This is a genomic window from Gammaproteobacteria bacterium, assembly GCA_015709695.1.
Lineage (GTDB): Bacteria > Pseudomonadota > Gammaproteobacteria > Steroidobacterales.
On the sequence record CP054183.1, the window covers coordinates 1732420 to 1752622 of the forward strand.

23 protein-coding genes are annotated in these 20203 nt (G+C 69.0%); 4 read left to right on the forward strand and 19 right to left on the reverse strand.

Translation table 11 applies throughout. From position 1 onward, the window contains the following. Positions 1-35 precede the first annotated feature (35 nt). Positions 36-1601: a long-chain-fatty-acid--CoA ligase gene (locus HRU81_08125; GenBank protein QOJ32065.1), complete on the reverse strand. Its 1566-nt coding sequence runs from the start codon at positions 1599-1601 to the stop codon at positions 36-38. A 172-nt stretch (positions 1602-1773) separates the two neighbouring features. On the opposite strand from HRU81_08125, the gene HRU81_08130 reads away from it, so the two are divergent. Together HRU81_08130 and HRU81_08135 are read left to right on the forward strand one after the other, a co-directional pair. Further along, the gene (locus HRU81_08130; protein ID QOJ32066.1) at positions 1774-2319 is read left to right on the forward strand and encodes a DUF2269 family protein; all 546 of its coding nucleotides are present in this window, start codon (positions 1774-1776) and stop codon (positions 2317-2319) included. A gap of 30 nt (positions 2320-2349) precedes the next feature. After that, positions 2350-2643 carry a hypothetical protein gene (locus HRU81_08135; GenBank protein QOJ32067.1) on the forward strand — a complete coding sequence of 98 codons (294 nt, stop codon included), beginning with the start codon at positions 2350-2352 and terminating at the stop codon, positions 2641-2643. Positions 2644-2701: 58 nt separating this feature from the next. Here HRU81_08135 and HRU81_08140 read toward each other — a convergent pair whose 3' ends face one another. The 9 genes from HRU81_08140 to HRU81_08180 all read right to left on the reverse strand — a co-directional run bounded on the left by HRU81_08140 (position 2702) and on the right by HRU81_08180 (position 9895). After that, positions 2702-3556: a 3-alpha,7-alpha,12-alpha-trihydroxy-5-beta-cholest-24-enoyl-CoA hydratase gene (locus HRU81_08140; GenBank protein QOJ32068.1), complete on the reverse strand. Its 855-nt coding sequence runs from the start codon at positions 3554-3556 to the stop codon at positions 2702-2704. Further along, positions 3553-3870 carry a 2Fe-2S iron-sulfur cluster binding domain-containing protein gene (locus HRU81_08145; protein ID QOJ32069.1) on the reverse strand — a complete coding sequence of 106 codons (318 nt, stop codon included), beginning with the start codon at positions 3868-3870 and terminating at the stop codon, positions 3553-3555. The genes HRU81_08140 and HRU81_08145 overlap by 4 nt, the downstream gene beginning before the upstream one ends. Before the next feature lie 98 nt (positions 3871-3968). Then, positions 3969-4277 carry a hypothetical protein gene (locus HRU81_08150; protein ID QOJ32070.1) on the reverse strand — a complete coding sequence of 103 codons (309 nt, stop codon included), beginning with the start codon at positions 4275-4277 and terminating at the stop codon, positions 3969-3971. Positions 4278-4345: 68 nt separating this feature from the next. Beyond that, positions 4346-4987 (reverse strand): outer membrane beta-barrel protein, encoded by a 642-nt coding sequence (locus HRU81_08155; GenBank protein ID QOJ32071.1) that lies wholly within the window; start codon positions 4985-4987, stop codon positions 4346-4348. After that, positions 4984-5718, reverse strand: coding sequence for a TIGR00730 family Rossman fold protein (locus HRU81_08160; protein QOJ32072.1), 735 nt, complete (start codon positions 5716-5718; stop codon positions 4984-4986). Before HRU81_08160 ends, HRU81_08155 begins: the two co-directional genes overlap by 4 nt. Before the next feature lie 10 nt (positions 5719-5728). After that, entirely contained in the window at positions 5729-7087 is a 1359-nt protein-coding gene (locus HRU81_08165) for a HAMP domain-containing histidine kinase (protein QOJ32073.1), read from the reverse strand. Beyond that, on the reverse strand, positions 7084-7785 hold the full coding sequence (locus HRU81_08170; GenBank protein ID QOJ32074.1) for a response regulator transcription factor: 702 nt from the start codon (positions 7783-7785) through the stop codon (positions 7084-7086). Before HRU81_08170 ends, HRU81_08165 begins: the two co-directional genes overlap by 4 nt. Positions 7786-8132: 347 nt before the next feature. Beyond that, the gene (locus HRU81_08175; GenBank protein ID QOJ32075.1) at positions 8133-8957 is read right to left on the reverse strand and encodes a hypothetical protein; all 825 of its coding nucleotides are present in this window, start codon (positions 8955-8957) and stop codon (positions 8133-8135) included. Between the two features lie 29 nt (positions 8958-8986). Beyond that, positions 8987-9895, reverse strand: coding sequence for a cation transporter (locus tag HRU81_08180; protein QOJ32076.1), 909 nt, complete (start codon positions 9893-9895; stop codon positions 8987-8989). 133 nt (positions 9896-10028) lie between these two features. On the opposite strand from HRU81_08180, the gene HRU81_08185 reads away from it, so the two are divergent. Beyond that, positions 10029-10403: a (2Fe-2S) ferredoxin domain-containing protein gene (locus HRU81_08185; protein ID QOJ32077.1), complete on the forward strand. Its 375-nt coding sequence runs from the start codon at positions 10029-10031 to the stop codon at positions 10401-10403. A gap of 102 nt (positions 10404-10505) precedes the next feature. Then, complete coding sequence (locus HRU81_08190) at positions 10506-10718, forward strand: hypothetical protein (GenBank protein ID QOJ32078.1); 213 nt, start codon at positions 10506-10508, stop codon at positions 10716-10718. A 467-nt stretch (positions 10719-11185) separates the two neighbouring features. Here the strand turns inward: HRU81_08190 and HRU81_08195 are convergent, their stop codons facing one another. The 9 genes from HRU81_08195 to HRU81_08235 all read right to left on the reverse strand — a co-directional run bounded on the left by HRU81_08195 (position 11186) and on the right by HRU81_08235 (position 20176). Continuing rightward, on the reverse strand, positions 11186-12118 hold the full coding sequence (locus HRU81_08195; protein ID QOJ32079.1) for an AgmX/PglI C-terminal domain-containing protein: 933 nt from the start codon (positions 12116-12118) through the stop codon (positions 11186-11188). A gap of 17 nt (positions 12119-12135) precedes the next feature. Next, positions 12136-12636 carry a biopolymer transporter ExbD gene (locus HRU81_08200; protein ID QOJ32080.1) on the reverse strand — a complete coding sequence of 167 codons (501 nt, stop codon included), beginning with the start codon at positions 12634-12636 and terminating at the stop codon, positions 12136-12138. After that, positions 12633-13142, reverse strand: a complete 510-nt coding sequence (locus HRU81_08205; protein ID QOJ32081.1) for a biopolymer transporter ExbD — start codon at positions 13140-13142, stop codon at positions 12633-12635. Before HRU81_08205 ends, HRU81_08200 begins: the two co-directional genes overlap by 4 nt. Positions 13143-13145: 3 nt before the next feature. Further along, positions 13146-13859 (reverse strand): MotA/TolQ/ExbB proton channel family protein, encoded by a 714-nt coding sequence (locus HRU81_08210; protein QOJ32082.1) that lies wholly within the window; start codon positions 13857-13859, stop codon positions 13146-13148. Positions 13860-13928: 69 nt separating this feature from the next. After that, the gene (locus HRU81_08215; GenBank protein ID QOJ32083.1) at positions 13929-14312 is read right to left on the reverse strand and encodes a hypothetical protein; all 384 of its coding nucleotides are present in this window, start codon (positions 14310-14312) and stop codon (positions 13929-13931) included. After that, positions 14309-14944: a tetratricopeptide repeat protein gene (locus HRU81_08220; protein ID QOJ32084.1), complete on the reverse strand. Its 636-nt coding sequence runs from the start codon at positions 14942-14944 to the stop codon at positions 14309-14311. The genes HRU81_08215 and HRU81_08220 overlap by 4 nt, the downstream gene beginning before the upstream one ends. After that, the gene (locus HRU81_08225; GenBank protein ID QOJ32085.1) at positions 14925-17729 is read right to left on the reverse strand and encodes a tetratricopeptide repeat protein; all 2805 of its coding nucleotides are present in this window, start codon (positions 17727-17729) and stop codon (positions 14925-14927) included. The genes HRU81_08220 and HRU81_08225 overlap by 20 nt, the downstream gene beginning before the upstream one ends. Next, a complete protein-coding gene (locus HRU81_08230; protein QOJ32086.1) occupies positions 17726-19630 on the reverse strand; it encodes a hypothetical protein in 1905 nt (634 codons plus the stop codon). The genes HRU81_08225 and HRU81_08230 overlap by 4 nt, the downstream gene beginning before the upstream one ends. 3 nt (positions 19631-19633) lie before the next feature. Next, the gene (locus HRU81_08235) at positions 19634-20176 is read right to left on the reverse strand and encodes an AraC family transcriptional regulator (GenBank protein ID QOJ32087.1); all 543 of its coding nucleotides are present in this window, start codon (positions 20174-20176) and stop codon (positions 19634-19636) included. Between the last annotated feature and the right edge of the window lie 27 nt (positions 20177-20203).

Below are 20203 nucleotides of genomic sequence, written 5' to 3' on the forward strand. Positions count from 1 at the left end.
AGATGGTGTCTCTGCCGTGCTGTCGCGGACCCGTGTCAGCCGCGACCGCGGTGTCCGCGTCCGGCCCAGAACGGCGCGCGCAACTCGTTCTTGCGGATCTTGCCCAGACTGGTCGCCGGCAGCGGCTCCTGCCGGAAGCTGACGCTGCGCGGGCACTTGAAGGCTCCGATGCGTTCCCTGCAGAACGCCATCAGCTCCTCGGCCCCTGCGCTCCCACCGGCATGCAGGAGCACCACGGCATGGATCTCCTCGCCCCAGCGCTCGCTGGGTATGCCGATCACCGCACACTGCGCCACCGCGGGATGCTGGTACAGCACGCCCTCGACTTCCGCGGCGTAGACGTTCTCGCCGCCGCTGATGATCATGTCCTTCACGCGATCGACGATCGTCAGGAAGCCGTCGGCATCGAGAAATCCCGCATCGCCCGTGCGCAGCCAGCCATCGGTGTAGAGGGCGGCGGTCTGCTCGGCCCGGTTCCAGTAACCTGGCGTCAATGCCAGCCCGCGCAGGCAGATCTCCCCGACCTCGCCTCGCGGCAACTCCTCGCCGTCGGCATCGAGGATGCGCAGGTCCATGCCGACGACCGGTTGGCCCGCGGTATGACGCTTGTGACCGGCTTCGCCGCCCAGGACGTGGTAGCCGGGCAGCAGGCAGGTAGCCACGCCACCACTCTCGGTCTGGCCGTATATCTGGTAGAAGCGCGTATGCGGAAGCTTCTGCAGCGCCAGCTCGAGAATCCGCGTGGGCATGGGCGCACCACCGTAGGTGATGCGTGTCAGGCTGGAAACATCCGCCCGCGCGAAACCCGGTGAGGTGATCAGCATCTCGAGCGCAGTGGGCACCAGCGCCGTCTTGCTGACACGGTGGCGGGCGATCAGCTCCAGCACTGCCGGCGGATCGAAGCGCGGCTGGATCACCAGGCCGGCGGCCAGCATGACCGCCGCGATGGCATTCATTCCCGCCGCGATGTGGAACATCGGGATGGCGATCAGCAGCGTGTCTTCGGCCCCGACACCGACCGTGTACGCCCACTGCAGGGTGCCGACGACCACGCCCTGGTGCGTGAGCATCACGCCCTTGGATCGCCCCGTGGTGCCGCCGGTGTAGAACAGGATGGCCACGTCGTCGTCGCGGCGGCCGGCATCCGCTGCCGGCGCCACTCCCGCGAGCAGCTGCTCCATGGATTGCATGCCAGACGGCGCCGCGGCCCGTCCCATGCAGACAATGTGGCGGAGCAACGGCAGCCGTTCGCGGGCTGCCTGAGCCACCGCGGAATATTCCGTATCCGCCAGCAACACGCTGCTTTGCGAATCCTCCAGTTGCTCGATGACTTCCGCGGTGGACAGCCGGGTGTTGACCGGCACGCTGATGGCGCCCGCCCAGGGTATGGCGAAATACAGGCACAGATAGTCGATGCTGTTGTGGCCCAGCAGCGCCACGCGATCGCCGGGCGCCACACCGAGATCCCTGAGCACACCCGCCATCAGCGCAACCCGCTGCGCAATGCCCTGCCAGTCCATGCTTCCCACGTGGTCATGGACCCTTGCCGCCCTGGACTGGCGCGCCGCGCGCATGAGCTGTTCCGACAGCGAGTAGAGCATCGCTTCCCCCTGACTGAGCCAACGTGACCAGAGACGACCTGCCGCGCACGGGCTTTGCCGCCGGCATGGCGATATTATCAATTTGCTTGACAACCTGCGCGCCGCGCTGCTAGAACCTGCCCGATCTGTACTCCATGCAGACCGGGCGCCCGGCGCGGCGTCGGTTTGCCGGATGTCGCAACCCGGCGTGACGATGCTCGATCTGCTCCGACAATTCCTCGGCCCCTGGTATCTCCAGATCAAGTTCATCCATGTGCTGGCCGTCGCCGTGTGGATCGCCAGCACCGTGGTCGCCTACACGTACTTCCTCGTGCCGGTGTTCAAGGCCTGGCGGCGCAATCCGCAGGACCAGGAGATCATCACCCTGCGCAACTGGGCAATGGAGCGCTTCGACCAGGGCATCATCTTCGAGCATGTTGCCTTCCCGGTCATCATCATCACCGGACCGCTGATGTACGTGCTCGGCGGCTGGACCACGGCGACGAACTGGCTGCTGCTGAAGATCATCCTCGTCTGTCTCGTGGCGATACCGATCGAGATCGTCGACTACCACCTGTCCCATTTCGGCGGCAACAAGCGCCGCCTGCGCGAGGCGGGCGACATGGCCGGCTACGAGCGGTCCATCCAGCAGCACTGGATGTTCTTCCTGGTCACCAGCCCGCCGATCATGGTGTTTGCGGTACTGATCGTGTTCCTCGCCATCACCAAGCCGTTCTGACGGACACCGCGAACAAGGGACGACCTGCGTATGGAATTCAAGGGCAACCCGGCGCTGTATCGCAGGATCGCGATCGCGGTGACGCTCTACGTCAACGGCGGGGCCTTCATCATTTTTGCGCTGATCAAATATGCGCTGTACGGCGACACCTGGGTGCTGGGCTGGAAGCCCGTGCTGATCACCCTGCTGTTCTCGGTGTGGTTCGGGCGCACCATGTACCGCTGGATGATGCGCCTGGACGCCCGGTACGGGCGCGGCAGCGGCTGGTTGCTGGAATCAGTGCGGGTGAAGCTGCCGGAGCTGCGGCCGCGCCAGCCACGCTGACGAACCGGGACGGGAAGGCCACCAGGCCAGGTCAGTGCACCCGCCGCGCCGGCGGCCCTCAGGTCGCCAGCACGCAGCGGCCGTGGTCCACCACCACCTGGTCCCGGGCCGGGACACGGACCCTGAAGGACAGCACGTTGGCCTGCTGCCAGATTTCCAGCGCCAGGCGGTCGCCGGGGTAGACACCGCCGGTGAAGCGGCCCTCGAAGCTGGTGACCAGCGTCGGGTCGAAGTCGCAGATCACCTCGAGCACGCCGCGGCAGGCCACGCCCAGCGTGCACAGGTTGTGCAGCACCGGACCCGGCAGGCCGGCGCGGCGCGCCAGTGCCGGATCGGCGTGGATCGGGTGCATGTCGCCGCTCAACCGGTAGAGCAGCGCCTGTTCGGGCGCGATGTCGAGTTCGCAGCTGAAATCCGCGGTGCGCGCCGGCAGCAGCGGTGGCGCCGGCACGCTGCCCAGCGTCGCGCCGCAGCCCCCGTCACCACGGGCGAGGATGCCGCGCTCCACGGTGAATGCCGGCTGGTCGTCGGCCGCATGGCGTGCCTGCAGGCGCAGCATCACCAGGGTGCCCGTGTCCTGCCCGAGGTCGTGTACCGCGGCCACCTCGCCATCCAGCAGGAAGTTGCCCGCCGGCGGCAGCGCGCGCAGCAGGGTCAGGCGCTCGAACGCCGGAACCAGCCGGGCCTCGTCCCATCCGCAGCCCTTGAGGAAACCGCTGCGTGCCAGCGCACTGGCCAGCGTCGGGACCACCTTGAGCCCGGCACCTTCGTAGACGAAGCCAAGTTCGCCGGCACTCCCGGGCTGATGCCCGAAGCCGATGCCAAGCGCGTAGAGCAGGACCTCGCGGGTGCCGTAGGCGAGGCGCTCGCCGCGGGCGCGCAGACCGATGAGGTGCTGCGGGTCGATGCTCACTCGGCTGGAGCGATCACCAGTTCGATGCCCTCGAGGGCGGGGCTGACGCGGACCTGGCAGGCCAGCCTGGACTCACCGGGACGATAGCACTCCGAGCTCTCGAGCAGCTCCATCTCGTCGTCCTTGGCAGCCGGAAGCTTCGCCGCCCAGCCGGGCTCGACGAAGATGTGGCAGGTGGAACACGAGCACATGCCGCCACAGAGGGCCTCCAGGCCATCGGCGACGTCACGCAGCGGCTCCATGAGCGTGAGGCCGTCTTTCGCCTCGATCTCGAGCTTGTGGCCCTCGCGATCCGTGACCTTGATCTTCGCCATGTCCCACCTGCAAAAATCCAGTGATTTCAAAGGCCGCGCAATATATCACAGCCCCGTCGCGGGGGCGCATGCGGGATAACCGAGAGCGCCCGGAGCGCTCAGGCGGAGCCGACGTTCACGTCGTGCGGCGAGGCGTAGTAGTCGCTGTCCTCGGCCAGCTGGCGCGCCTCTTCCATGAGCTTGCGCAGCCGCCGCTCCGCGGTGCTGACCTCTGCACAGGACTCGCAGAACGGATCGTCGCAGGGCTGGCGCGAGAACAGCCAGAACTGGATCGCCCCGGCCAGCAGGCCGGAGGCTACCTCCCACAGGTCGGCGCTGCTGTCCTGGTCCAGCACGCGGTTGCCGAGCGCGACCACGCTCTCGGCCGCCTGGTCGAAGGGCGTTGCCGCCGGGTCCTTGCTGACCATCGCGGGAATCCTCGCTGGGCGGGCCACGCATCGCGGCCCGGGGGCGCCATGCTACCCGATTGCCGGGCTCAGAAGCGCAGCACGGCCCCGGCGGAGACCTCCCACTGCCAGAGGATGTCGCCGCTGGCCCGGAAGGCGCAGGTGGCGCCATTGCTGCCGGATGCACAGAACAGGGCGCTGTCGCTGTCCAGCACCGCGCCAAGCACGCGACCCTCCAGGCGCAGGCCGAAGCGACTCTCCGGGAACAGCATGGCCCCGCCGCCGATGCCGAAAGCGAACACCGTATCGTCGCCGGCGCCATCCACGGACAGCCTGGCGGCGCCGATGCCGGCCGCGAGGAACGGCTGGACCGTCTCGCCCGCAGCGATGTAGTTGCCGCCGGCCAGGAAATAGCTGCTGTCCACCCCGACGCCGGGCGGCAGGCCGGGCGGCGCCAGTTCGACGTCCGTCGTCTGGCGGCTGTAATACAGTTCCCACTCGGTGCGTGCTTCCACGCCGATGTCTTCGGCCGGAAAGTTGACGATCAGGCCGAAGGCACTGGCGTCATCGAGTTCCACGTCCGGCTGATCGCCTTCGGCGCCGATGCTGCCGCCCATGCGATAGCCCGCAAACGGCGTCACGGCGACGTGGTAGTCGCCCTCCCGCGCCCGGGCCGGCGCGGCGGCTGCCGACATCAGGATGACGAAGAACAGCGGGGCGAGTGCCTTCATGGTTGACCCTTGCCGCCGCATGCAGCGGCGCGCCGGATGATGTCGATGGCCTCGTCGACATCGTCGACGAGGCTGAGCATGTCGAGTTCGCCCATGTCGATGGTGCCTTCGGCCACCAGCGTATCCACCAGGAACCCGCGCAGGGAATGCCAGAACTGCCCGCCCATTGCCACCACCGGGAAGTTGCCCAGCTTGTGCGTCTGGATCAGCGTCATCACCTCGAAGGCCTCGTCGAGGGTGCCGAAGCCGCCCGGCATGACCACGAAGGCGCAAGAATACTTGACCAGCATTACCTTGCGCAGAAAAAAGTGCTCGAACTCGACGAATCGATCGAGGTAGGCATTGGGCTTCTGCTCGCGCGGCAGGCGGATGTTGCAGCCCAGGCTGACGCCACCCGCCTCGCGGGCCCCGCGGTTCGCCGCCTCCATGATGCCCGGCCCGCCGCCGGTCATCACCGCGAAGCCGGCACGGGCGAGCGCCGAGCCAAGCTGCCGGGCGGTTTCGTAGTACGGGTGGCCGGCGGGGAAGCGCGCCGAACCGAACACCGTCACGCAGGGGCCGGTGAATGCCAGCGACTCGAAGCCGCGGAGAATCTCGAGAAAGATGCGCACCGCGCTCTCCAGCTCCTGCCCCTGGTGGCGGCGGCCGGCGAGGAAATCCCGCTCGGCGTCCTCCACCGCGGCAAGCATCGGCATGCCCGCGCTGCCGACGTAGCGACCGTTTTCGTCCATCCCCTGCTCCTCAGGCCGGCGGCCGCTGCGGCAGCCGCACGCTGACCTCGGTGCCCGATCCCAGCTCGCTCGCCAGCGACAGTGTGCCGCCATGGGCCTCGGCAATGCGCCGGCACAGGTAGAGCCCGAGACCGAGCCCGCCGGTGGCGCGGCTTCGCGCCGGATCGGCGCGATAGAATGGCTCGGTAGCCCGTGCCAGGTCGTGCGGACTCATGCCCCGACCGTGATCGCGCACGCGGATCTCCAGGCCGCCATCCGCCGCCGCCACCGCGACCTCCACCGGCTGGCCGTCGGCCGGCGTGTAGCGCAGCGCGTTCTCCACCAGGTTGCGCACCAGCAGCCGCAGGCGCGTGGCATCGCCCTCCATGGGCAACGGCTCCGGCGGGCAACCCAGGCGGATGCGACCGGAGAGCTCGGCGAAATCGGCGGCGATGACGCTCGCCACCAGCTCGGCGAGGTCCAGGCTCGCCAGCTGCAGCTTCGAGTGGCGCGTATTGAGGCGCTCGCTTTCGAGGAGATCGGCGATCAGCCGCTCCATTTCCTTGATGTCCTGCATCAGGTTGCCCTTGATGCCCTCGTCGTCGAGGAACTCCAGCGCCACCTTGGCGCGGGTCAGCGGCGAACGCAGCTCGTGGCTGATCGCCAGCAGCAGCTGGCGCTTGGCTTCGAGCATGCCGCCGACCTCGTCGGCCATGCGGTTGATGTCCGCCGCCAGCTCGCCGAGGTCGTCCCGGCGGGTGGTGGGAATGCGATAGCTGAGGTCGCCCTGGCCGATGCGCGCCGCGCCTTCCTTGATCCACTTGATCGGCCGTACCAGCCAGCGCACCGAGAAGTAGCAGCCCGAGAGCACGAAGATCGCCAGCACTCCCACCGCCGGCGTGGTGAGGTCCGCGTGCGGCGGCTCGGAGAGCTTCGGTGCCGCGAAGATGATCTCGTAGTCTCCGTCGATGATCTTCACGTAGGCGCGGCGGTGGTAGCGCGCCAGCTCCATGAGCTGCACCAGTTTGGTCCATCCCTGCTGGTCGTTCTCCACGTAGGGCAGGAGGAATTCGCTCTTCTGGAACGGGATGCGGTCCAGCGGCGGGAAATTCGGCGCCGAAGACCAGTTGAGGTCCGGTCCGCGCAGCATGATGTCCATGGGCACCTTGCGGACGATGGCCTCGGCGCGCTCGACGCTGGGCGGGTTGCCGAGGTCCTTCAGCACATAGTCGATGTGCAGCGCCATGTGGCCGCCGATGATCTCGCTGAGGTAGCCGGTACCCCACACCAGGTCGAAGGTGTAGCGCGAGGCCACCGCGTAGACGATGGAGGTGGCCAGGAACACGCCGAGCAGACGTGCGGACAGCGAATGGGCGATCTTGCGGATCACGACGCGCCAGGCTCCGCGCCCACGAAGGTGTAGCCCGTGCCCCAGACGGTCTTGATGAAGCGCGGCTGGCGGGTGGTGTCACGGAGCTTCTGTCGCAGGCGGCTCACCAGGATGTCCACGGAGCGCGAGAACAGCTGCGCATCGATGCCCCGCAGCTCGTTGAGGATCTCGTCGCGCGTGAAGGTTCGGCCCGGATGGCTGGCGAACAGCACCAGCAGCTGGTACTCCATGGTCGTCAGGTCGACGCTGCTGCCCTCCATCTCCACCGTGCGTCGCTCGAGGTTGATCTCCAGGCCGCGGAATCGCAGCCGGCCCTGGTCGGCCGGCTCCTCGCGCGGCGCCGCGCGGCGCAACACGTTCTGCACCCGCGCCACCAGCTCGCGCGGCTCGAAGGGCTTGGGCATGTAGTCGTCGGCACCCAGTTCCAGGCCCACGACCCGGTCGGTCACGTCACCCCGGGCAGTGAGCATGATGATGGGCACCGCGCTCTCGCGGCGAATCTCGCGGCAGACCTGGAAACCGTCCTGGTCGGGCAGCATGACGTCGAGGATGACCAGGTCCGGCCTGTGCTTGCGCAGGTACTCCAGGCCTAGCGCTGGATGGTTCGCGGCGATGAGCTCCAGGTCGAAACGGCGGAAGTAGGCGCCCAGCAACTCGCCCAGCTTCTCGTCGTCATCGATCAGGAGAATTCGTGGCATGGTTCACAGTTTCACGGCGAATCAGCCCGTATCGTACGCGCCCGTGCGTTGGTGCGGCCCTGCTGCGTGGTGCGGGGCCATTGTAGCCCGTGGGCCGGCAGCACGTGCCGGCGTTACAAAGTGTTACAGGCCGTTACGGCCCTGACATGAAACTGTCATGGCGCAAGGATAGCCTTTCATCCGCAACAACGGAAAAGCAGTAAACAGCAAGGAGAAGGGTTGTGTTCAACGAGTCCAGGAATGCGGGTGAGATGGTCAACGAGCTGCTGATGGTCGTCATCGCGGCGTTCTTCCCGCTGGTGTTCCTCCTCGCCATCGTCGGCAACTGATCGCGTCGACGTCTCCCGCTAGCCCCGCGCCGCCCAGCGGTTGCGGGTCTCCGCCATCTGCCGCGTGCCGATGCGCATCTCCAGGCGCCGGTTGAACTCCGCCTCACCCAGCACCCGCTGCGGCAGCACGTTCATCGGATCGGTGCGGTAGCCCAGATCCCGCACGGTGTAGTCATGGGCCTGCTGCGCCGCGCGTTCCTGCTCCGGCACTGGCTCGGCATCGTCCAGCCAGCCGAACCAGCGATCGACGAAGCTGGTGAGGAATTTCTCGCAGGTACCGATGTTCGCGTCATCGAGTTCCGCATGCGAGCTGATCGCCACCGGCGACATCAGCGCCCGCAGGTAGGTACCGTGGCTGACGAAGCGCGTCCATGCGGGGTCACTGCGGAACTGCAGGAAGCCGGCATTCGCGGGCTCGTAGTACTTCTCCAGGTACGCGAGGTTGGTACGCAGGTCCACCCGCGGGATGTATTCGGCGTAGAAGTACAGCCTGGGGATGGTGCCGAAGATGACGCAGAGGTGCGGTACGCGATTTTGCTGGCTGAGGAACACGGTGGCATTCATGTCGAGGATGCTGGCCTTGCGGTTGCCGATCCAGGAATACACCAGCCAGTCCACCTGCGGCCCGGTGTAGCCCCAGAAGCCGCCCTCCAGCTGCCGGTCCGCCGAGGTCCAGTAGTCCTCGCCGGCATTCTGCGCATGCCGCTCCACCGGGAAGCGCGCCTTGACGCGCTCGACGATCCGCGAGTGGATGCCCAGGCAACGCTCCCAGGCGCGCGACACGTCCACGGCGGGGTTCTCCGCCAGAAAATCCATGATGGTCCTGGTCTCCGCACTGCTCATTCTCGATGCCTCGCGATCAGGTTTCGCCACTAGTCCCGGAGGTCCGGCTCGATGAAGCACCAGCCGATCTGCGGTGCCTCCGCCTTGAGCCGCCGCTCCAGCTCGTTTATGCGCGCCACGGCGTCCTCGATGCCGAGGTCGCGGCGCATGGCGATTTTCGCCGCCAGCATCACCTTCGGGCCCATCTGAACCGTAATCGTGTTCAACACGCGGTCAATGGCGGGATCGGCGGCGATGATGCGCTCGATGACCTCGCGCAGCGCCGGTTCCGCCGAGCGGCCCACCAGCAGGCCGCGGATGCGCCGCGCGATGAACATCGAGACCGCCACCAGCACCACGCCGATGACGATCGAGCCCAGCGCATCGTAGAGTGGGTCGCCGGACAGCACGGTGAGCCCGAGGAAGGCAAAGGCGACCACCAGGCCGACCAGGGCCGCGATGTCCTCGCCGAGGACCACCACCAGTTCCGCATTGCGCGTGTGCCGCAACCACTCCGACAGCGGCCTGTTGCCGCGCAGCCGGCCGATTTCGCGCAGGGCGCCGGCCAGGCTCAGCGCCTCGAGCACGATGGCGGCAGCGAGCACCGCCATGCCGACCCAGGGTGCGTTGAGCGGTTCCGGTGCCGTCAGCTTGTGGATGCCCTCGTAGATGGAGAACAGGCCGCCGACGCTGAACAGGAGCAGGGCGACGATGAAGCTCCAGAAATAGCTGAGCTTGCCGTAGCCGAGCGGGTGCTCGGCATCCGCCGGTCGCCGCGCCTGGCGCATGCCGATGAACAGCAGCACCTGGTTGCCGGCATCGGCATAGGAGTGGATCGCCTCGGCGAGCATGCTGCCTGAGCCGGTGAACCAGGCGGCCCAGGTCTTGGCGATGGCGATGCCGAGGTTGGCGAGCAGCGCATAGAGGACGGCCCGCGCTGATGCGTCGTCGTGTGCCATGAGTCCTGCACGCCCTCCCCCGGCCGGCGCCGCCGGATCATAGCACGCTGCCAATGCGGGACCGGATGCTGGCGCCTGCGGGCGGAGCTGCTAATGTGGCGCCACCGCATCCAAGCATCCTGGAGGAACGCTGATGGGCCGAGATGCCGCGCCTGGGGAGACCATTGCAGAGCGGGTCGAGCGCCTCGGCATCGGCGCCATCCGTCACCACCTCTTTCTCTGCGCCGAGCAGTCGGAGCCGAAGTGCTGCAGCCGCGAGGCCGGTGTGGAGTCGTGGAAGTACCTGAAGAAGCGCCTGGTGGAACTGCGCCTCACCGGCGCCGGCGGCATCTACCGCAGCCGGGCGAACTGCCTGCAGGTCTGCATGCAGGGCCCGGTGGCCGTGGTCTATCCGGACGGCATCTGGTACCGGAACTGCACGCCCGAGGTGCTCGAGCGCATCATTCAGGAACACCTGATTGGCGGACGTGTCGTCGAAGAGTTCGTCATCGCCCGCAACCCGCGCTGAAGCCCCGCGGGTTTCCCCCCGCTCCTGCCGCATTCACGCCTTGGCCGGTGCCGGCTGCAACGGCCAGCATGGCCGCTCTTCCTTCATGAAAGGGGAACGGACATGGATCGACGGATATTCCTCGTGACCGTGCTGCTGGCCGCACCGGCATTCGCCGGCAGGCGCAGCGAGAACCGCGAGCAATGCGCGCGCATCGACCAGCGCCTCGGGGACATCGAAGCCGAACGGCGCGCCGGCTACACCGCGAAGCGGGGCCGCAAGCTGCAGGCGCAGCGGCAGAAGCTGGAGGAGCAGCGGCGGAAATCGTGCGGTTAGCTGGGCGGGCAAGCGGGGTGTTGGCCCGGCGTCCCGGAAAATCCTGCCAACGGTACACCCCGACAGGAGACCGTGGCAGAACTGCTTCCCGGGACGCCGGACGCAAATCTTCGGGACTTGCCCAGGCGTGGAACCCGTCGGGCCACCCCTTGGACGCTGCTTTCGCGGCTCCCGGGGCCTGGCATGAGCCAGGGTTCGGCTGACAGGCGGAGCAAGTATATACAAGAGGGGCGGAACGGGGCCGGCGATTCGGCAATCTGGCCAATCGCGCCGCTTATGTCAGGCCAGGGAATCCCAAGTCATTGATTCTTCACCGCTGGACTGCAGCTTTCCCGGCTGCGTTGGCGGCCCTGCCCGGCCCGTCGCGCGGGGCCTGCGCAGGGGCCTGGCGCATTCCCTTGCCAGTCAGTGACTTGCGATTTCATTCGCGAGCGGGCCTTTATGCACCCACGCCCCCGCCAGGCCCGTCAGGCCGGGAAGAAATCGATGGGCTTGGTGGTCGTGACCGTGGCCACGTCCTTGTCCGGGAAGCGGAACATCTTCACGCGCGCCACCAGCTTCTGCATCAGCTCGTCATCCTTGAGCTCCGAGGACAGGACCTCGCAGGCGGATACGGCCCCGGACGGTTCGATGGTCAGGCGCAGCACCAGCTTGCCCTGGAGTGAGGGATCACGCCGCAGCGCACGGCTGTAAAGCGCGTAGATCGCGCCCTTGTTCTGGTCGAACACCATCTCGATTTCCTCGCGGCTGCGCGACGCCTTGCCGTCGCTGCCGCGCGGGCTGGTATCGGCCGCCTCGGCGAGGCCGGCCAGGCGGCTGTCCACCCGGGTGGTGGCACGGCCGGCCAGTCCTGCGCCGCCGGTATCGCGGCTCAGCGCCGCGGTATTGATGCCGCCGCTGCCCTTGCCCGCCTTCGCGGTGATCAGCGAGCGCTCCACCTGCGGGGCTTCGCCCGCGGTGGCACCGAGTTGCCGGCGGGCGGCGAGCTTCGAGGTCACATCGGTGTCACGCAGCTCGGCCAGCTGGTCCTGCAGCGCCATGAGGCCCGAGCGCTGCGCCTTCCTGCGCGCCTCCTCGCGCCGGTCCACGGGCACGGGCCGCGGCGCTTCGGGCCGGGGTTCGACCTTCGCCACCTTGGGCTCGGGCTTCGGCTGCTCGATCACCGGCGGTGGCGGCGGGGGTGGTGGCCTGGGCTGCTCGACGATGAGCTTCACCACGCGCTCGGGAATCTCCGGCTGGCGCGGGCGCTCCCGCTCCATCACCGGCAGGAAGGGCATCAGCAACGCCACCACCACGTAGGCGATGAAGCCATTGCGCAGGATGCGCCGGAAGCGCCGTTCGGCCTCCTCGTCGGCGGTCCAGGGCAGATCGTAGATGCGGTACTGCACGTGCACGCTCATGGCCGTCCCGATGCCTCTCAGGCCGCGGTGCGGGGCCGTGCCCGCTCGCGTTCCAGCACGGCCAGCGACACCTTGCCGAAGTCGGCGCTGGTGCAGGTGGCCATGACCTTCTTCAGCACGCTGTAGGGCACCGCGCGGTCGCCCATGATGGTGACCTCGCGGGCGGCGGCGTGGCCGTCGCCCAGCACCCGCTCGCTCTGGCCGAGCAGCGCCGCCTTCAGCGGCTCGATGACCGTGCCCTCGCTGGCGGCCACCTCGGCCACGCTGCCGACGCGCTGGCCGGCGACGTAGAGGCTGTCGCGGGTGACCATGACCACCACGGTCTCGCGCGGCTTGATGTCGGAGACCGACTGCGGGATGGAGATGTCCTGCGTGTTCGGCAGGATGTCCACGTCGGCGGTGTGCAGCAGCAGGAACACCACGAGTATGGTCATCATGTCGATGAACGGCACCAGCACCAGGTGCCCCTCGGTGGTGTGCCGGCGCTTGCGGTGCTGCTTGACGCGGGTCGGTGTCATGTCGGCGCATCCCCCACGGAGATGTTCGGGAACAGCTCGACGCGCGCCCAGCCCTGGCTGCCGGGCACCTCGTAGACCCGCACGGTGTCCATGACCTGCACCAGCACGTCGTAGGGAATGGCGGGCGCGAGCAGGATGGTCACGTCCTGGTTGTCCGGAAAGCGCGCCTTGACCAGCTTCAGGTACTCGGCGAGGCCGCCGAGGTCGTAGCCGGCTGCCGCCTTCGGCAGGCTCTTCAGCACGCCGGTGGCCTGGTCGGAGACCTCGATGGCGCCGTCACGCACGATGACCTCCAGATGCAGGCCCTCGGGCAGCTCCGGCACGCTGGCGTTCGCCGCCGGCAGGTTCAGTTCCAGGATGCTGGTCCTGGAGAACACGGCGGTGAAGATCAGGAAGAACACCAGGATCACCATCATGTCGATCATGGGGACGATGTTGAGGTCCCCCGCCCCGCGTCGCCGCAGGTGGTGCCGGCGCACGCGCCTGACGTGCTTGGAGGCCTTCATGGCTCAGGCCGTGCCGCGTGCCGGGAGCGGGTTGCGCGCCACGCCCGGTGTCGGTGCCGAGGCGGCCGGCGGCGGCGCCATGCCGGCGGTGCGCTCGGTGATGGTGTTGAGGAACTTCAGCGCACCGACCTCCAGGCTGTCGATCAGCGCCGTGGTCTTCGACTCCAGGAACATGTGGCTGAGCAGCAGGGTGATGGCGACCACCAGGCCGCCGGCGGTGTTGTTCATCGCCACCGAGATGCTCGCCGCCAGCAGGCTCGCCTTGTCGGCCGGGTTGGCCGTGGAGATGGCGCCGAAGGCCGAGATCAGGCCGATCACGGTGCCGAGCAGGCCCATGAGCATGCCGATGTTGGCCAGCGATGCGAGGTAGTGCGTGCGCTTGTCGAGCCGCGGGATGATCTCCAGCAGGCTCTCCTCCATGGCCTTCTCGATGTCATCGCGGCGCGAGGTGGCGCGCGCCCGCGACAGGCCGTAGCACAGCACCGTGCCCAGCGCGGACCCGGACTTCTCGGCGACCTTCATCGCTTCCTGCAGGTTGCCCGCCTTGAGGCTGGGCGTGATTCTCTCCCAGGCCTGGCGGTTCTCCACGCTGGTCTTCGTCAGCACCACGAATCGCTCGATGGCGATCGCGACGCCGACGACGAACACCGCCGCCATCGGATAGAGGAAGAAGCCACCGTCGCGGAAGAACGCGACGACGAACGAGTAGATCTCCATGTGCACAGCCTCCTGGTCGAAAACACACGCGGGCGCACCCGCAACCGCACAACCCTTCGATGGCGGGCGCTAGCGCCCCTGCTCCGCACCGGCACTTCCCGGGGCCGGCGCCGCATACAATTGATCGAAATAGCGCATCTGTCGGCGAAACACTTCACGGTCCACGGGTGCCAGCACCTCGTCCACCAGGCTGTTGAGGGGCCTGCCGGCCGGCTGCGCCAGCCCGGGCTCCTTCCACGGCACGATGTAGAGGACCTTGGGCAATTCCTGGTTGCCGCGGATCGAGCTGGCATCGAGCTCGAGCCGGTCCGGCCCCTTCGCGGACGCTGCGGCTGGCGGCTTGCCGGCCGTGGCGGGGGCCGGCGCATCGTCGGCGCGCGCCGCCAGGCTGGCGAATGCAGCCAGCGCGAACACCGCGCAGCATGGGGCGATGCGGAGCCTGCGGCGGTTCATGGCGGGGTCGCCTCCGCCTGCACCGCGCGCTGCACGCCCCGCGTGCGCCGCTGGAGGTCGGCAATCCACTTGTCGACATCGCCTGCGGCCGGATCGTCGGCCAGCAGCTGGCGGAAACGCAGGTATTGCTCCATCGCCAGCTCGGGGCGCTGCAGGTAGAGGTCGTAGAGCACGCCGAGGTTGAAGGCGGCATTGGCATAGCCGGCATCGGCCGCCAGCGCCTTGAGGTAGGACTGCTCGGCATCGGCGAAGCGCCCCTGCTGGCGCTGCAGGACGCCGAGCGCATTCCAGGCGGCAGCGCAGTCCGTGCAGGTCGTCACCGCACGCTCCAGCAGGGCGGTCGCCGGCCCGGGCTCGCCGCGCCGGCTGTGGAGCAGGGCGAGGTTGACCATCGGCCCGGAATAGTCGGGATACTCCAGCACCAGCGCCTGCAGCAGCGGCTGGGCCTGCGCATCGTCACCCGCCGCGAGCACCGCCAGCGCCCCGGCGTAGCGTGACGCCGCCACGGGGTCGGCCTGTGCCGTCGTCGCCGGCTCCTCGCGCTGTGCCGGGCCGCTGCAGGCGCCGATGCCGGCCACCAGCAGCGCCAGCAGCCATCGCGGCAGGCGCGGTTCAGTCCAGTGCGGCGACATAGGCCTCGGTCCTCTCGCTGCGCGCATACCGCGCCGGGCTCAGGGTCGCCAGCCGCGCGAAGCTGCGGCGGACCCACTCGTCGTACAGGCCATCGGCACTGCGCTCGGCGTTCAGCCCGTGCAGTTCGATGGCCTTCTCCTCGAACGGGAAGGCCTGCTCCTCCAGCAGCAGCTGGTATTCCTCGCGCTCCTCGGCGCCGAGGCTGGCCGGCTTCTCCGATTCGAGCACGGCGCGGCCGAGCGCGTAGTAGAGCTCCGCGGTCTCGAAGGTCGCCGCGGTGGTGACGTCGGCGACGGCGTAGTCCGCCGCCTTGCCGTAGGCTGCCAGCGCCAGTTCCAGGCGCTGCTTCTTCGCCTTCAGGCTTTTCGGCAGCGGCACCGTGAGGCGCGCTTCGAGGAATGCATCGCGCAGCGGCGCGGCCAGCTCCAGCGCGGCGTGTGCGGCCAGGTAGCGGCTGTGGTCGGTGCGCTGCGCCCCGGCTGCCGCATCCGCCGCGATGATCGCGCCCAGCCAGCGGCGGCGGGCGGCCGTATCGCCGGCATCGCCTGCCAGCCCGGCCAGGCGGGAGCGCGCCTCCTGCGCCTCGGGCAGCGGCTGCGGGAAGCGCGCCACCAGCTGCTCGTAGACCCGCTGCTCGGCGGCCCGTTGCCCGGACTGCCGGTAGAGTTCCGCCGCGCGCCACAGGGCCTCGCGATGCACCTCGGCACCGAGGCTGGCGGTGGCGGCAATGGCCTCGAATTCGCCCGCCGCCTCCTGGCCGCGCCCGGCGGCATCCAGCGCCACGGCCAGCTTCTGCGTGACATCGGCGTTGAAGCGGTGCTGGGGGAACTCGCGGCGAAACCGCTGCAGGACATCCACCGCCTGCGACCACTGCTGGTCGGCGACCAGCAATGCGGATGCGTCATACAACGCATCGGGCACGCTGCTGGCGGCAGGGGCCGCCTCGGCCACGCGCAGGAAGCCGGCTACCGCCGCGGCGTGGTCTCCCGCCGCCTTCGCTGCCTCGGCCTGCTTGTACACCGATGCGGCGATGCGCTCCTCCACCTGGGCACGCCCGGCGGCGTCGCCGCCGCCGATCTGGCGCAGGCGCAGGTAGGCGCGCTCGGCATCGGCGTAGCGGCCCAGGTCGAACTGGCCATGGGCCAGCACCGTCCAGGCCACCTGCTCGAGCTGCGGATCGGCCGGCGGCGTGCGCGTCACCACCTCGCCGGCCACCGCAACGGCACGCGCCAGCTCGCCGCGCCGGTAGAGATCCTCCGCGGCACTGGTCTGCACGGCAGCGGCCTGCGGGTGCTCCGGGAACGTGGCGGCGAACTTCAGCTGGCCGTCGATATAGGCCTGGTGCCAGGCTTCGCGCGCCGCGCCGTCGAGTGCCTTCTCGTGCTCGCGCGCCGCCAGCAGGCCGGCATAACCGGCTTCCGCCGCCTGCGGGTGGTTGCCGTAGGCATAGGCCGTGCGCTGGTATTCCACGGTGGCCGCATCGTGATCGCCACCTTCGAAGAGGATCTCCGCCAGCAGGAAATTGCGCTGCGGGGACTCGGGATCATCCGGGAAGTAGGCGAGATAGCGACGATACCAGCCGGCTGCCTTCTGGTAGGCGTCCGCTGCGTGGGTCTGCTGCGCGCGCTGGTGGTCATGGCTGGCGAGGTCGGCCAGGCTCTCTTTCAGATGCTGCACCACCACCGGCCGCGAGGCGGGTGCGCTATTGGCCCAGTAGGCGCTGTCCAGCCCGTAGAGCTCGACATACTGCGCCTTGGCCTCCAGCACCTTGCCCGGGAACTTGCCGGCCGCATAGGCGTCGATGACCCGCGCCTGCAGGTAGGGCGCCCGCGGGTGCGTCGGCTCGCGCTCGACGAAACGGCGATAGGCCCCCGCGGCATCGCCATAGCGCTCCTGTGACAGGTAGAGGTCACCGAGGCCGCCGTAGATGACATCCGCGAAGGGCACGCCGCCGTGGCGGTCGAGCAGCGCATCGATACCCGACATGCCGTCGAGCTGCGAGACCGACAGGCTCATGGCCCGCAGCGTGTCCTCGACGAGCTCGCGCTCGGCCTTGCCGAGCCCGTCCAGCGCCTGCTGGTCGCTTTGCCCGGTGACGCCGGCCAGGCGGCGCCCGAGCACGGCGAGGAACGGCTCCAGGCACTCCTCGTACTGCCCGAGCTTGAACTGCGACCAGCCCTGCTTGTACAGCGCCTGTTCGTAGAAGGCGCCGGCGTCACCGGCGCCGACCACGGCGGCGAAGGCGGATTCGGCAGCTGCATAGTCGCGCAGCACGAACAGCCGTTCGCCACGGCGGAACTCGGCCTCGGCGGCCAGGGTACTGCGCGGATATTCCCGCACCAGCCGGTCGAGCGTCGCCAGCGCGGCAGCCGGATCACCCACGCCTTCCTGCGCGCGCGACAGCGAGTACAGCACCTCGTCGGCACCACCACGTCGCGGAAACTCCTGCAGGTACTGCTGGTACAGGGCAATGGCGCGGGTGAAGTCCTCGCTGCCGCCGGTCGCACCACCGGCTGCCTCGGCTTCCTCGCCGGCGGCCAGGTACAGGTCGGCCAGCCGGCGCATGGATTCCGCGCGCATGTCGCCCGGCGTGCCGGGCAGCGCCAGGAACTGCTGGTACTCCTCTCTCGCGCGCGCGCTGCCATCGGGCACGCTGACGCGCAGGTCGAGCTGTGGCGGCTGCCGCCGCAGGCTGCCGATGGTGGCATCGGCATTGCTGCCGCCGGAGAACGGCCACAGGCCTGCGGCCACGGCGATGGACAGGCCCAGCGCTGGCAGCGTCATGGCGCGCTCCCGCCGCCCGCCGTGGCCGGAATCGGGGTGCGGCTCGCGGCCTGGGTGCCCGCGCGGTCATACATGGTTGCCAGGGCGAAGCGCGCCTGCACGCGATAGCTCGCCAGCCGCTCCTTCTGCGCATCGAGCTCGCGCACCGCCATGGCGACCAGCGTGCCTTCCTGCCGATGCAGCGTGGCCGCCACCGCCGCCTGCAGGCTGCCGATGCGCGGTGCGAGCGCGGCGATGCGCGCCGAGAAGTCGGCGAACCGCGCCGGCTCCGCCGTCCGCGCCGCCTCGATCGACGCCAGGCGGGCCTCGGCAGTACCGAGTTCGCGATCGAGATCCTGCAGCGCGCGGCCGGCACGCCAGGCACGCTCCCTGAAGGCGCGGTCGAGGTCCCAGAGCATCACGCCCCGCAGCAGCCGGTGGCGTTCCTTCAGTTCGGGCGCCGCGCCGGCGAAGCCGGGATCGGCCGCCAGCGCCGCCAGCCTTGCCCAGCGCTCCTGCTCCTCCGGCGTCGCCAGCGCCGCGACATCCCGCGCGGATACGGCCTGCGCCAGCCGTTCCGCCAGCGCCGAGCGCCGCGCCTGCAGCACGGCCACATCCACCGTTGCCAGCCGCTCCTCGGCGGCCGGCAGCCGGGTGGCGAAGGCGGTGCGGCGCGTGTCCACCATGTCGGCGTAGGTCTCCAGGCGCTGGCGCCAGTCGTCGAGGTGGTGCTCCAGGGCCACCAGGTCGCGATAGTTCTTGAAGCCTTCCTGGAAGGCGTTGTCGGCCATCAGCAGATAGAGGTAGCGGGAATCGTCACCGTCCGGCACCGCGTCCAGCCGCCAGTACCAGCGGCCGAGGCCGGCATCGTCATCCTGCAGCAGCGCCGGCAGCAGCGTGCCGCCGCGGGCCCGGCCGATGGCGCCATCGAGCCGTCCCATCTCGGTGTCGAAGGTGGCGAGCGCCTTCTGGTAGCGCTCCACCGCGGCGCCATGGGCATCGAGCCGGCCCAGCGCGTACGGCACGGCGAGGAAGGATTCCTGCACCGCGCTGTCCATCAGGTCGCGGTCCATGAGTTCGAGCCAGGGACCCAGTGCCGCCTGGTAGTCGGCGGCCAGGGCATCCGCCCAGCCGACGCCGAGCAGGGCCTTGCTGGCGAACGGTCCACGCAGCCGCACGCGCTCCAGCACCGGCCGGGCCTTTGCCGCATCGTTGGCCTGCAGCCAGGCATAGCCGAGCGCCAGGTTCGCCTTGTCGCGCAGGTCCTTCTGCTCGGCAGTGGCCGCATCCATGCGGCCGACGCGATCGAGCAGCGCCGCGCCCTCCGCCACACGCTGCAGGCGCACCAGTGCCACGCCGAGGTTGTAGCGCGCATAGGCGAGCCAGCTGTCGGGGGCGTCCCAGGCCTCCAGCACGCGGCGGGCGCCGTCGAAGTCGCCGCTGGCCATGTGGCACTGCGCCACCAGCATCGGCAGTTCGGCAGCCAGCGCCTCGGGCAGGTCCCCGCCGATGCGGCCGAAGGCGGCCAGTGCTTCCTGCACGAGGCCGCGCTGGTAGCGCAGCTTGCCGAGGTAGAACCAGGCGCGGTCACGCACCGCCGCATCGGGCGAGCCGGCCAGCAGCCGCTCGAACACCGCCTCGGCGTGCTCGTGCTGGCCGTAGGACAGGTATAGCCCGCCGAGCAGCAGCTCAGCCTCGGCTTCGTGGTGCGGTACCCGGTCCGCATCGCGTGCCACCAGCAGGTGGGTCAGCGCGGTGAAGTCATCCTGGCGGTAGAACTGGAACAGCGCCTCGCCGTAGTAGAGATCGCGCACCACCGTGCCGGTCACCGGCTCGGCGGCGCGCGGCGCGCCACCACCGACCACGCCGCCGGCCAGCAGCAGCGCGGTCAGCCAGTCACTGAAGCGCGGCGGACGCGGCACCGGTCATTCCCACTCGCGGACCATGAACTCGGGCTGCATCTTGCTGGCGCGGTCGGAGATCGCCAGCTCGACGAACTTGGCGCCGATGCCCTTCTCGAACTTCAGCGTGGCGCCACGGCGGTAGTCGCGCTCGTGGGTGCCCTGCCCGGTGAAGATCGCCACCAGTTCGTGGCCGCCGGCCTTGAGGTTGCCGAGGTAGAGCCGGTGCACCCCGCCGCGGTTGAGCGCGCGGGTCTCGCGCTCCGTGTACAGGTACTTGCTGACCGGCTTGCCGTCCAGAGCCAGCTGCACCGAATCCAGGGCGAAGTACTCGCCCACGTCCATGGAAACAAATACCGCCACCTGGGTGTTGGCCGGGAACAGCAGCTCCTCTTCCAGCATGAAGAGCTCCCGGTTGAGGTCCAGCACCTCGTCCTTGAGCCCCTGCACCTGCTGGTCCATGGCCTTGCCATCCGCGGATTCATCGGCCGGCTCCGCCTGCGGCCCGGCAAGGACCAGCGTGCTCGCCAGCCACAACGGCATCATCCAGCGCCATGCGTGTTTCATGTCGGCTTCACCTGTCTTCGTCGTTCG